Here is a 12,398-nt window from a genome sequence, read left to right as displayed (position 1 = left end):
CCTCTACAGCTTCGAGGCGACGAGCGCGGTCAGGTCGGCGAGGCGGTTGGAGTAGCCCCACTCGTTGTCGTACCAGCCGACGACCTTGACCAGGTTGCCGCTGACCTTGGTCAGCGGCGCGTCGTAGATGCACGACGCCGGGTCGGTGACGATGTCGGCGGAGACGATCGGGTCGGTGTTGTAGCGCAGGATGCCCTTGAGCGGACCGTCGGCGGCGGCCTGGTAGGCGGCCTGCACCTCGTCGAGGGTCACGTCGCGGCCCAGGGTGACGGTCAGGTCGGTCGCCGAGCCGGTCGGCACCGGGACGCGCAGCGCGTAGCCGTCGAGCTTGCCGTTGAGGTCGGGCAGCACCAGGCCGATCGCCTTCGCGGCGCCGGTCGAGGTGGGCACGATGTTGAGCGCGGCGGCCCTGGCCCGGCGCAGGTCGCTGTGCGGGGCGTCCTGCAGGTTCTGGTCCTGGGTGTAGGCGTGGATCGTGGTCATCAGACCGCGCTCGATGGTGAACGCGTCGTGCAGCACCTTGGCCAGCGGGGCCAGGCAGTTGGTGGTGCAGGAGGCGTTGGAGATCACCGTCTGCGAGCCGTCGTACTGGCCCTCGTTCGCGCCGAGCACCACGGTCAGGTCCTCGCCCTTGGCGGGCGCGGAGATGATGACCTTCTTGGCGCCACCCTCGTCGACGTGCTTGCGCGCGTCGGCGGCCTTGGTGAAGAACCCGGTGGACTCGACGACGACGTCGACACCCAGGTCCTTCCAGGGCAGCTTGCCCGGGTCGCGCTCGGCGAGCGCCTTGATGGTGGTGTCGCCGACCTTGATGCCCTCGGCCGTCACCGAGACGTCCTGGGGCAGCCTGCCCAGGATGCTGTCGTACTTGAGCAGGTGGGCCATGGTCGCGACGTCACCGAGGTCGTTGAAGGCCACGATCTCGATGTCGTGGTCGCTCGCCTGCACGGCTCGCCAGAAGTTGCGACCGATCCGACCGAAACCGTTGACACCTACGCGAACCGTCACCTGGGTCTCCTCGTTTCTGCGACTGGTTGGCCGGGCCGGGGACGGCCCGGCGGAACATCCGCCCTCCCGGGAACCCTAGCGTTCACCCGGCCGCGCGCAGGTCAGGAGGTCAGCGGTCTCTCTTTATCGAATCAGACCGCGCCGCCTGGGACAACTGTTCGACGACCAGACAGTCGGACGCGCGAGGACCCCGGGTGTGACCGAATCGCCGGGGTTCGGAACCAATCAAGTAGGCGCCGCGCGGGAAACAGCGGAGTGGAGTCCGCCAGCCCCCACGCCGGGCGGACTCCACCCCACTCCCCCCACGGGTGCCCCTCCCCCAAGCGGCACCCGCGCTCCCGGTGGTCAAGAGGTCACCGGCAGCGGCCCGGATACCTGGGGAGACCCAGATCACAAGATGGGGTGACGGTTGGTCCACAACCAACACCCTGGCCAGGAAGCCGACCTCCCCAGCCGGGAACGATGCCGGGAGACCCAAAGGTGGTGCAGGCCAGGAGGCCGCCCCACCAAGCCGGGAACGATGCCGGGCGGGGACGAGGGGGCGGGCGGCGGGAGGGAGTGAGTCAGGGAGTGAAACCGACGCTCAGGCGTCGGCTTCGAGCATGTCCGGGGTGACCGCGGACTCGGTGTCGGGCAGGCCGAGGTCCTTGGCGCGCTTGTCGGCCATCGCCAGCAGCCGTCGGATCCGACCGGCGACCGCGTCCTTGGTCATCGGCGGGTCCGAGAGCTGGCCGAGCTCCTCCAGCGACGCCTGCTTGTTCTGCAGCCGCAGCTCCCCCGCCGCGGTCAGGTGGTCCGGGGCGTCGGGGCCGAGGATCTCCATCGCCCGCTGCACCCTGGCGGCGGCGGCGACGGCGGCCCGCGCGGAGCGGCGCAGGTTGGCGTCGTCGAAGTTGGCCAGCCGGTTGGCCGTCGCCCGGACCTCGCGCCGCATCCGGCGCTCCTCCCAGGCGAGCACGCTGGAGTGCGCGCCGAGCCTGGTCAGCAGCGCGCCGATGGCGTCGCCGTCGCGCACCACGACCCGGTCGGCGCCGCGCACCTCGCGGGACTTGGCGGCGATGCCCATCCGGCGGGCGGCGCCGACGATGGCCAGCGCGGCCTCCGGCCCGGGGCAGGTGATCTCCAGCGCGGACGAGCGGCCCGGCTCGGTGAGCGAGCCGTGCGCGAGGAAAGCACCGCGCCAGGCGGCCTCGGCGTCGCACACCCCACCGGAGACGACCGGGGCGGGCAAGCCGCGCACCGGGCGGCCGCGCGGGTCGAGCAGACCGGTCTGCCTGGCGAGGCCGTCGCCGTCCTTGACCACCCGCACCACGTACCTGGTGCCCTTGCGCAGACCACCCGAGGTGATCACGTGCACGTCGGCGTGGTGGCCGTAGAGCTCGTGGATCTCCTTGCGCAGCCGCCGCGCCGTCGCGCCGGTGTCCAGTTCGGCCTCGACCACCACCCGGCCCGCGACGATGTGCAGCCCGCCCGCGAACCGCAGCAGCGAGGACACCTCGGCACGGCGGCAACAGGTCTTGGCCACGGCCAGCCTGCTCAGCTCGTCCTTGACAGCGGCGGTCATCGCCACAGGGTCCTCCTCTCCCGGCCCCGGTTCGGGCGCCGGTACATCCCACCACGAGCGCCGGGTGCGGTCAGCGCGCCCTCACCGACGCGATCGCCCGGCGCAGGCAGGCCGCCAGGGCGGCCGGGTCGTGCCGGTCCGGTCGCGCGGGGGCGGCGACCGGGTCCAGCCACATGTCCGCCCCCAGCACGGAGGCCGCACGTCGCAGCCGGTCCGGGGTGGACACCGAGTCCGCGTCGGCGATGACCGCGTCGACCCGCAGCCGGGGCGCGTGCTCGCAGAGTACGTCCAAGTGGCGCTCCGGGGAGAACCCGGCGGTTTCCCCCGGTTGGGGGACGAGGTTGAGCACCACGACCCGCGCGGCGGCGGTCCGCACGAGCGCCTCGTGCAGTTCCGGCACCAGCAGGTGCGGCAGGACGCTGGTGAACCAGGAGCCGGGCCCGAGCAGCACCACGTCCGCGTCGAGCACCGCCGCGACCGCCTCGGGGCAGGCCACCGGGGGCTCGGTCTTGCGGTTGGCGTTGTGCAGCCGGATCCGCCGGACCCGGCCGGGGGTGGTGGCCACCGCGACCTGGCCGCGGATGCGCCGGACCGTGTCCGGGTCCTCCTCGAGGCCGGTCACCTCGGCCTCGATGTCGAGCGGGTCGGTGGACATCGGCAGCACCCGGCCGGTGACGCCCATCAGCGCGGCCGCCTCGGCCAACGCCCGGACCGGGTCGCCGACGACCTCCAGCAGGCCCGCCAGCAGCAGGTTCCCCACCGCGTGGCCCGCCAGCGCGCCGGTGCCGCCGAAGCGGTGCTCGAAGACGGCGGGCCACGGTCCACCGGCACCGGCCAGGGCCGTCAACGCCTTGCGCAGGTCGCCGGGGGGCAGCAGGCCGAGTTCGCGGCGCAGCCTGCCGGATGAGCCGCCGTCGTCGGCGACGGTGACCACGGCGGTGACGTCGTCGGTGATCAGCCGCAGCGCGCTGAGCGTGACGTGCAGGCCCCGGCCGCCGCCGAGCGCCACCGCCCGCAACGGCCGCCGCGCCGCCGGGTCGGTCGCTGGCGCTGGGTCTCGCGGTGTCCCCGTCCGGTCGGGGTCCGCTGTCACTCGCGCCCCAGGTCGCGGTGCACGACCTTGACCGCCATGCCGTCCTCGTCGGCCAGCCGCCTGGCCAGCTCCTCGGAGATCGCCACGCTGCGGTGCTTGCCGCCGGTGCAGCCGATGGCCAGGGTCAGGTACCGCTTGCCCTCGCGCCGGTAGCCGGCGCCGATCAACCGCAGCAGCTCGTGGTAGCGGTCGAGGAACTCGTCGGCGCCCTCCTGGCTGAGCACGTAGTTGCGCACGTCGGAGTCGCGGCCGGTCTGGTCCTTGAGCTCGGGGATCCAGAACGGGTTGGGCAGGAACCGCACGTCCATCACCAGGTCGGCGTCCATCGGCAGGCCGTACTTGTAGCCGAAGGACAGCACGGTGACCCGGGTGGTGGCCGCGGCGTCGGAGCCGAACGCGTCCTCGATCTTGGCCCGCAGCTGGTGCACCGACAGGGTGGAGGTGTCCAGCACCAGGTCGGCCTCCTCGCGCAGCGGGCGCAGCAGCTCGCGCTCGGCGCCGATGCCGTCGATGAGCCTGCCCTCGCCCTGCATCGGGTGGCCGCGGCGGACGTGCTCGAAGCGGCGCACCAGCACGTCGGTGGTGGCCTCCAGGAACAGCACGCGGGGCCGGTAGCCCTTGGCGTCGAGGTCCTTGATGATCGAGGAGAGGTCCTCGGTGAACGCGCGGCTGCGCACGTCCATCACCACCGCGACCTTGGTGATCACCCCCTGCGCCTGGGCGCCGAGCTCCACCATGGTGGAGATCAACTCGGGCGGCAGGTTGTCCACCACGAACCAGCCGAGGTCCTCGAGGCACTTGGCCGCGGTGCTGCGCCCGGCCCCGGACAGTCCGGTGACGACGGCGACCTCGATGCCGGGGCCACCCGTATCGGTGCTCACTGCTGTTGTTCCTCTGCCTTCGCCTGCGCGGCGGGTTCCCCCGCCAGCGCCCTGTGCACTGCCTTGGCGGTGGTCGCCCCGATGCCGGGCACCCCGCTGATCTCGTCGATGCTGGCCGCCCGCAGCCGTTTCAGCGAGCCGAAGTGCTTGATCAGCACCGCCTTGCGGCCCTGGCCGAGGCCGGGGATCTCGTCGAGCGCCGAGACGGTCATGTTCTTGGACCGCTTCTGCCGGTGGTAGGCCACGGCGAAGCGGTGCGCCTCGTCGCGCACCCGCTGCAGCAGGTAGAGCGCCTCGCTGGTGCGCGGCAGGATCGCCGGGTCGGGGTCGGCCGGGAGCCAGACCTCCTCCAGCCGCTTGGCCAGCCCGATCACCGCGACGTCGGTGACGCCGAGGTCGGCGAGCACGTCGGCGGCGGCGTTGGCCTGCGGTCCTGCGCCGTCGACCACCAGCAGGTTCGGCGGGTAGGCGAAGCGCTTGGGCTTGCCGGTGTCCGGGTCGATGCCCGGGGTGGGGTCCTGGCCGCCGGTCTCGCCGCGGTACTTGGCGAACCGGCGCCGCACCACCTCGGCGATCGAGGCGACGTCGCCCTCGGTCGCGGCCTCGCGCAGCGCGAAGCGGCGGTACTCGGACTTGCGGGCCAGGCCGTCCTCGAAGACGACCAGCGAGGCCACCACGTCGCTGCCCTGGATGTGGGAGATGTCGACGCACTCGATGCGCAGCGGCGCGGTGTCGAGCCCGAGGTTGTCCTGCAGCTCCTGCAGCGCGGCCGAGCGGGCCGTCAGGTCACCGGCGCGGCGCAGCTTGTGCTGGGTGAACGCCTCCTTGGCGTTGCGCTCGACGGTCTCCATCAGCGCGCGCTTGTCGCCGCGCTGCGGCACCCGCAGCGCCGTCCGCGACCCGCGCAGGCCGCTGAGCCAGTCGGTGACCGCGTCGGCGTCGTCGGGCAGCTCGGGGACCAGGATCTCCCTCGGGACCGGGCTGCCCTCCTCGGCGAGCTCGACCTGGTCGCCGTAGAACTGGCTGAGGAACCGGTCGACCAGCGCGCCGACCGGCGACTCGCCCGCGTCGTCGAGCCGGTCGATCACCCAGCCGCGCTGGCCGCGGACCCGGCCGCCGCGCACGTGGAAGACCTGGACCGCGGCCTCGAGCTCGTCGAAGGCGAAGGCCACCACGTCGGCGTCGGTCCCGTCGCCGAGCACCACGGCCTGCTTCTCCAGCGCCCGCTTGAGCGCGCCGATGTCGTCGCGCAGCCGGGCGGCCCGCTCGAACTCCAGCTCGGCGGAGGCGGCGCCCATCTCCTTCTCCAGCCGCTTGACCATCACGTCGGTCTTGCCGGAGAGGAAGTCGCAGAAGTCCTCGACGATGCCCCGGTGCTCGGCCTCGTCGACCCGCCCGACGCACGGCGCCGAGCACTTGTCGATGTAGCCGAGCAGGCAGGGCCGCCCGATCTGGCCGTGCCGCTTGAACACGCCCTTGGAGCAGGTGCGGGCCGGGAACACGCGCAGCAGCAGGTCGAGCGTCTCGCGGATCGCCCAGGCGTGCGCGTAGGGGCCGAAGTAGCGCACGCCCTTCTTGCGCGGACCGCGGTAGACGTGCAGGCGGGGGTAGTCCTCGTTGAGGGTGGCGGCGAGGACGGGGTAGGACTTGTCGTCGCGGTAGCGGACGTTGAACCGCGGGTCGAACTCCTTGATCCAGTTGTACTCCAGCTGCAGCGCCTCGACCTCGGTGGACACCACGGTCCACTCGACGCCGCCCGCCGTGGTCACCATCTGCCTGGTGCGCGGGTGCAGGGACGACACGTCGGCGAAGTACGAGTTCAACCGGCTGCGCAGGCTCTTGGCCTTGCCGACGTAGATGACCCGGCCCCCGGGTTCGCGGAACTTGTACACGCCGGGGGCGTCCGGAATCGTCCCAGCCGACGGTCGGTACGTGGACGGATCAGGCACAGCACCAACCCTACGGCCGACCCCCGACAGTCACCGCACCCACCACCGACCCGGCGCGGTCCGGCGGACGCCGACGGCCCCCGGTCCGGGTGGACCAGGGGCCGTCGACGCGCGGGGTCAGGCTACGGCGTGCAGGTTGCCGTCGGTGCCGACGAGGCAACGGGCGGACGAGGTCGCGGCGCCGATGAACTCGGTGAGGCAGCGACCGAGTTGGGCGTGACCGCGGGCGTTGGGGTGGAAGGATTGCTGGGCCATGTGGATGCCGACGGAGTCGAGGCCGCCGAAGACCCAGGCGTACGGGTCGACGAGGACGCGGTTCTGCCACTCGGCCGCGGTGCTGTCGCCGCCGCTGCAGGCCTCGTGGTTCTCGGTCGCGCGCGAGAGGTCCAGGTAGGACAGTCCGGTGCGGGCAGCGATACCGCGGTATGTGTCGGCGAACTGCGGGACGGCCTCGGTGCGGCCGTAGGCGGCGTCCGCGAGTCGCAGCGGGCAACCCTGGGGGCCGTGGTTGACCGCGTCCATCTTCTCCGTCACCGGTGAGGCGTAAGAGGTGATGACGAACTTGTAGCTGCCGTCAGCGTAACCGGCTTGGCGCATGGCGGTTTTGACGTCGGCCACCGCGCGTTCGACCTTGGGTGCCATCGCGGCGAGGCGGGCGGGCCACTGGACGCGGAGGTCCTTGGCGCAGCCGGAACCGAAGGGGTTGAACCACTTCTTGATGCACCCGACGAGGGTGTCGGCGAAGGCGGGGTCGTCGTTCGCGCCGACCTGCAGCACGACGGCGACGACCCGGTTGGCCTTGGCGACGTCGATGAGCCTGCGCGCCTGGGAGCCCTCGGTGTAGTGCGTGGTGTCGGCGAGGGAGACGTTGGCGGCGTCCGCGCCGGAGCAGGCCAGGTTGATGGTGCGCTGCGCGACCTGGGTCTTGTGGATCAGCGCGTTGGCCGAGCGGTGGCACCAGTTGCCGCCCTCGCCCCGGGTGCCCGGCTCGTAGTCGCCCGCGCCCTCCCCGGAGATCGCGCTGTCACCGAGGGACACGACGGCGGTGGGTCGCTCGTCGGCGGCGGCCTGCGGCGCCGCGAGCAACCCGGCGGCCAGCACCACCCCCGCGACGAGGCCCAGGACACGGATGGACGGCATGGGGGCCTCCCCGGATCAGGTGATGGTCGTCTCTGACCCAACCACGGCGGATCCGGTGAATCCATAACCCGAACGGACCTGGGTCCGGAGGCCGTCCGGCCCACCCCTACCGTCCACTGTGGAGCCTTCGGTCGACAGGGGTGGACCGGGGTTGCTCAGCCGAGCAGCACGCTGTCGCCGCTCACCTTGACCGGGACGGTCTTGAGCCCGGTCTGCGCCTGGCCGCTGATGCGCGCGCCGGTGGTCGCGTTGAAGGTGCTGAAGTGCCGCGGGCAGCTGATGACGCCGTCCTTGGGCGGGTCGACGGTCGCCCCCTGGTGCGGGCACGACGGGTCGAACCCCGCCACGGTGTCCCCGGAGCGCACGAGCAGGATCTGCCCACCCGCCGGGTTGGCCACCAGCACCCCGCCACCGTCCGGGATGGCCGCGACGGTGCTCAGCGCCCCGGCCGCCCCACCGCCGGTCGTCCCGCCCGTGGTCGCTCCGCCGGTGGTGGCCCCGCCGGTGCTCGGGGTGCCGCCTCCGGTCGTCTGGCCGCCCGAGGTCTCACTGCCGGAACTGCACGCCGCCAGCACACCGGGCGCCACCAGGGCGACCATCAGGCCGCACAACACCTGCCTCCGGCTCCGCTCGCTCCGACCGGCCGTCGGGGTGGTGGGATCGACAACAGTCACGCTGGGCCTCCTCACTCAAATCAGTCCAGGCATACACCGACCCCAACGCGACCGCCCCCCGACCGGTTCACCATTCGGGGGTATTCACAGTGCCCGCACAGAAACCCACTCCCCCACCAACACCCGAATCCCCCACGCGCGACCCCACCTCTTGCCCCCACTGGACCCGCTTCACGCTCTGCCTCTACCAGGTCCGCTTCGCGCTCCTGCCCCCACCACGCCGCTTCGCCCGCTTCGCGCCCGCGCGCGGTCCCACCCCCGCCCAGCCCCCACCCTCTCCGGGGGGGGCGGCCCTGGTCCAGCCTACAAGGACCCCCCGACAGTCGATCTTGAACCGACCCCCGCGGAGATCCACATGTGGACAACTCCTGTCACCCAGAAGACGGAATTACGAAGGCCGACGGCGCCGCCCGCAGGCGCGAGTCAGTGCCGGACAGTCGGGTGCTTGAAACTGCGAAACGAGCAGGCCGAACCCCGAAAGTCGCGCGGCGCCGGAACCTGAAAACGAGGACGCCGAGGCTGGAAGGAGGCGCGCCCGGAAGACCCCACAGGACGGCGCGACAAGGCAGGCAGAGCAGCGTGAGAGGCTGGCAAGACGGCACGGAAAGGCCGACAGCGCGGCGCGGGAAGGTGAACAGAAGAGGCGCGTCAGAGGCCGAGGTGGACGCGGAGTGCGTCGTCGAGCGTGGTCAGCAGGCGGGCGGGCACGCGGCCGAGGCGGCGGCCGATTCGGCCGGTGGCGACGGAGCGGATCTGCTCGGCTTGGGCCTTGGAGTCGGCCACCAGGCCGCAGTCGGCGGCGGGGAGCAGGACCTGGAACGGGAACACCCGGGCCGTGTTCGACGTGATCGGCACGACCGTCACCACACCGCGGCCCGCGCGCGTGGCGGCGTGGTTGGCGGCGTCGTTGCTGACGATCACCGCGGGGCGGACCTTGTTGGCCTCGGAGCCGCGGCTGGGGTCGAGGTCGACCAGGTGGATGTCACCGCGCCGCATCGGCGACCGTCGACTCCCACAGCGCGGCGTCGTCGGCGGCGTCCCACTCGGCGAACGCCTGGGCGTACTCCTCGCGCATGGCGGACTCGCGCAGCAGCCCGATGGCCACCTGGATGACCGAGGACCGGGTGGCGACGTCGAACCGGGACAGGTACTCGTCGATGAACTGGACATCGACCTCCGGCAGGCTCACACTCAGCTTCACACCACCGATGCTACCCCGGTTCCCACCACCCGTGCCACCCACTGCCCCCAGCCACCCACCAGCAGAGACCTACCCAGCGGCCCCGGCCCCGGTGGCGGCCCGGTGCAGCCCGCGCAGCTCGCGGATGGCGGCGACCGCGCGCGCCCCGTCGATCGCCTGCACGGCCATGACCGGCACGTACTCGTCGTCGGGCAGTTCGAGCCGCGCCCAGGCCGCGCCGTCGGGGAAGCTGATGCCGACCACCGCCGACCACGGGTAGCGGGTGCGGCCGAGCAGGTTGCGCACGGTGATCCCGGCCTCGTCGGCGGTCACCTTCGGCCAGGTCAGCCAGAGCACGCCGAGCGCGAGCAGCACCCCGATGCCGACCATGGCGACCTGGTCGGACACCTGGAAGTACACCCCGGTGCCGCTGTCGCGCAGCAGGATGGCCACGACCGCGAACACCGCGATGAACACCACCGCGATGGGCACGGTCACCAACCACACCTTGCGCGGCCGGGCGGTCACTCGAAACCCCTCTCCGTCCACGGCTGGCGCAGCCCGCGCACCACCAGGGCGGTCTCCAGGGCCGCGGCGCACGCCTCGTAGCCCTTGTCCTCGGCCGCGCCCGGCACCCCGGACCGGTCGACGGCCTGCTCCAGGGTGTTGACGGTGAGCACCCCGTTGCCGATCGGGGTGGACTCGTCGAGCGCGACCCTGGTCAGACCCGCGGTGACCGCGTCGCAGACGTACTCGAAGTGCGGGGTGCCGCCGCGCACGACCGCGCCGAGCGCGACCACGGCGTCGTGGTGGCGGGCCAGTTCCTGGCACACCACCGGCAGCTCGACCGCCCCGGGCACACGGACCACGGTCGGTTCCTCGATGCCCGCCTCCTGCGCCGCCACCAGCGCGCGGACCAGCAACTGCTCGGTGATCTCACCGTGCCAACGGGTCACCGCGATGCCGAGCCGGATGCCGGTGCAGTCGGGGACGCCCCGCTCCGGCCTGCCCTCGCCGCTCACGCGTCCTCCCCAGCGGTGCCGACGACACCCGCGGAACCGATCTCGTACTGCTCCAGGTTGCCCAGCTCGTGGCCCATCCGGTCGCGCTTGGTGCGCAGGTACCGCAGGTTCTCCGGGTTCGGCCACACCGACAGCGGCACCCGGTCGACCACGGCGAGGCCGTAGCCCTCCAGGCCGACCCGCTTGGCCGGGTTGTTGGTGAGCAGCCGCATCGACTTGACCCCGAGGTCGACCAGGATCTGCGCGCCGGTGCCGTAGTCGCGGGCGTCGGCGGGCACGCCGAGCGCCAGGTTCGCGTCGACGGTGTCGGCGCCGTCGTCCTGCAGCTGGTAGGCCTGCAGCTTGTGCATCAGGCCGATGCCGCGGCCCTCGTGCCCGCGCATGTAGAGCACCACGCCCCTGCCCTCGGCGGCGACCGCCTCGAGCGCGGCGTCGAGCTGGGGGCCGCAGTCGCAGCGCAGCGAGCCGAACACGTCGCCGGTGAGGCACTCGGAGTGCACCCGGACCAGCACGCTCTCCCCGTCGCCGAGGTCGCCGTAGACCAGCGCGACGTGCTCGATGCCGTCGAGGCGGCTGTCGTAGCCGACCGCGCGGAAGGTGCCGTGCGCGGTCGGGATGCGGGCCTCGGCGACCCGGTCGACCTGCTTCTCGGTGCGGCGGCGGTAGGCGATCAGGTCGGCGATGGTGATGATCGCCAGGTCGTGCTCGGCGGCGAAGACGACCAGCTCGTCGTAGCGGGCCATGTCGCCCTCGTCCTTCTGCGAGACGATCTCGCAGAGCACACCGGCCGGTCGCAGCCCGGCCATCCTGGCCAGGTCGATGGCGGCCTCGGTGTGCCCGGGGCGGCGCAGCACGCCGCCCTCCTTGGCGCGCAGCGGCACCACGTGGCCGGGGCGGTTGAAGTCCTTGGCGGTGGACGCCTCGTCGGCGAGCAGCCGGATCGTGTGCGCGCGGTCCACGGCGGAGATGCCGGTGGACACGCCCTCGGCGGCGTCGACGGTGACCGTGTACGCGGTGCCGCGGGCGTCCTGGTTGGTGTGGAACATCGGCGGGAGGTCGAGCCGGGCGCAGTCGGTCTCGGTCAGCGGCACGCAGATGTAGCCGGAGGTGTAGCGGACCATGAAGGCCAGCAGCTCCGGGGTGCACTTCTCGGCCGCGAAGATGAGGTCGCCCTCGTTCTCCCTGTCCTCGTCGTCGACCACCACGACGGCCTTGCCGTCGGCGATGTCGGCGATGGCGCGTTCGATGGCGGCGAAGTCGCTCACCTGCGGTCCCCCTCTTCGGCGGCCAGGTGTGGCCCGGCCAGCTTCTCCACGTACTTGGCGATCACGTCGACCTCGAGGTTCACCCGGTCACCCGGCTCGCGCAGGCCCAGGGTGGTGGCGCGCAGGGTCTCCGGGATCAGGCTCACGGTGAACCAGTCCGGCCCGACCTCGACCACGGTGAGCGAGACGCCGTCGACGGTGATCGAGCCCTTCTCCACCACGTAGCGGGCCAGGTGCGCGGGCAGGCCGAAGCGCACCAGGTCCCAGTGCTCGGACGGCGCGCGCGACACCAGGTCGCCGGTGCCGTCCACGTGGCCCTGCACGATGTGCCCGCCGAAGCGCTGCCCGACCGCGGCGGCGCGCTCCAGGTTGACCGCGTCCCCGGCGGCGATCCCGGCGAGGCTGCTGCGGACCAGGGTCTCGCGCATCACGTCCGCGGTGAACGCCCCGTCGCCGTGGTCGACCACGGTGAGGCAGACGCCGTTGACCGCGATCGAGTCACCCTGCTTGGCGTCGCTGGTGACCAGCGGCCCGGCGATGGTGACGCGCGCGGCGTCGGCGAGCTGCTCGACCGCGACGACCGCGCCGCGTTCCTCCACGATCCCGGTGAACACCGGTGTTC

General features: G+C 72.4%; 13 protein-coding genes. All 13 read right to left on the bottom strand.

Features of this window, described 5'->3' with window-relative positions:
• Positions 1-3: 3 nt before the first annotated feature.
• A complete protein-coding gene (gene gap, locus LV79_RS22870) occupies positions 4-1,008 on the bottom strand; it encodes a type I glyceraldehyde-3-phosphate dehydrogenase (RefSeq protein WP_092780359.1) in 1,005 nt (334 codons plus the stop codon).
• Positions 1,009-1,591: 583 nt separating this feature from the next.
• Complete coding sequence (gene whiA / locus LV79_RS22865) at positions 1,592-2,578, bottom strand: DNA-binding protein WhiA (RefSeq protein ID WP_253840226.1); 987 nt, start codon at positions 2,576-2,578, stop codon at positions 1,592-1,594.
• Positions 2,579-2,642: 64 nt separating this feature from the next.
• Entirely contained in the window at positions 2,643-3,590 is a 948-nt protein-coding gene (locus tag LV79_RS22860; protein WP_253840421.1) for a gluconeogenesis factor YvcK family protein, read from the bottom strand.
• Positions 3,591-3,661: 71 nt separating this feature from the next.
• Positions 3,662-4,546, bottom strand: a complete 885-nt coding sequence (gene rapZ / locus LV79_RS22855) for an RNase adapter RapZ (RefSeq protein ID WP_253840225.1) — start codon at positions 4,544-4,546, stop codon at positions 3,662-3,664.
• Entirely contained in the window at positions 4,543-6,495 is a 1,953-nt protein-coding gene (gene uvrC / locus LV79_RS22850) for an excinuclease ABC subunit UvrC (protein WP_253840224.1), read from the bottom strand. Before uvrC ends, rapZ begins: the two co-directional genes overlap by 4 nt.
• Before the next feature lie 117 nt (positions 6,496-6,612).
• Entirely contained in the window at positions 6,613-7,635 is a 1,023-nt protein-coding gene (locus LV79_RS22845; protein ID WP_253840223.1) for a GDSL-type esterase/lipase family protein, read from the bottom strand.
• A gap of 155 nt (positions 7,636-7,790) precedes the next feature.
• Positions 7,791-8,309, bottom strand: a complete 519-nt coding sequence (locus LV79_RS22840; protein WP_253840222.1) for a Rieske (2Fe-2S) protein — start codon at positions 8,307-8,309, stop codon at positions 7,791-7,793.
• Positions 8,310-8,957: 648 nt separating this feature from the next.
• The gene (locus LV79_RS22835) at positions 8,958-9,305 is read right to left on the bottom strand and encodes a type II toxin-antitoxin system PemK/MazF family toxin (RefSeq protein ID WP_253840221.1); all 348 of its coding nucleotides are present in this window, start codon (positions 9,303-9,305) and stop codon (positions 8,958-8,960) included.
• Positions 9,292-9,510, bottom strand: a complete 219-nt coding sequence (locus LV79_RS22830) for an antitoxin (protein WP_253840220.1) — start codon at positions 9,508-9,510, stop codon at positions 9,292-9,294. The genes LV79_RS22835 and LV79_RS22830 overlap by 14 nt, the downstream gene beginning before the upstream one ends.
• A 69-nt stretch (positions 9,511-9,579) precedes the next feature.
• On the bottom strand, positions 9,580-9,987 hold the full coding sequence (locus tag LV79_RS22825; protein WP_253840219.1) for a PH domain-containing protein: 408 nt from the start codon (positions 9,985-9,987) through the stop codon (positions 9,580-9,582).
• A 26-nt stretch (positions 9,988-10,013) separates the two neighbouring features.
• Positions 10,014-10,511 carry a 6,7-dimethyl-8-ribityllumazine synthase gene (gene ribH, locus LV79_RS22820; RefSeq protein ID WP_253840218.1) on the bottom strand — a complete coding sequence of 166 codons (498 nt, stop codon included), beginning with the start codon at positions 10,509-10,511 and terminating at the stop codon, positions 10,014-10,016.
• Positions 10,508-11,776, bottom strand: a complete 1,269-nt coding sequence (locus tag LV79_RS22815; protein ID WP_253840217.1) for a bifunctional 3,4-dihydroxy-2-butanone-4-phosphate synthase/GTP cyclohydrolase II — start codon at positions 11,774-11,776, stop codon at positions 10,508-10,510. The genes ribH and LV79_RS22815 overlap by 4 nt, the downstream gene beginning before the upstream one ends.
• On the bottom strand, positions 11,773-12,390 hold the full coding sequence (locus LV79_RS22810) for a riboflavin synthase (RefSeq protein ID WP_253840216.1): 618 nt from the start codon (positions 12,388-12,390) through the stop codon (positions 11,773-11,775). The genes LV79_RS22815 and LV79_RS22810 overlap by 4 nt, the downstream gene beginning before the upstream one ends.
• Positions 12,391-12,398: the final 8 nt, after the last annotated feature.

It is taken from the genome of Actinokineospora globicatena, assembly GCF_024171945.1.
GTDB lineage: Bacteria > Actinomycetota > Actinomycetes > Mycobacteriales > Pseudonocardiaceae > Actinokineospora > Actinokineospora globicatena.
Note: the sequence above shows the minus strand (reverse complement) of the source record. Positions and strands in the feature narration are given on the sequence as shown.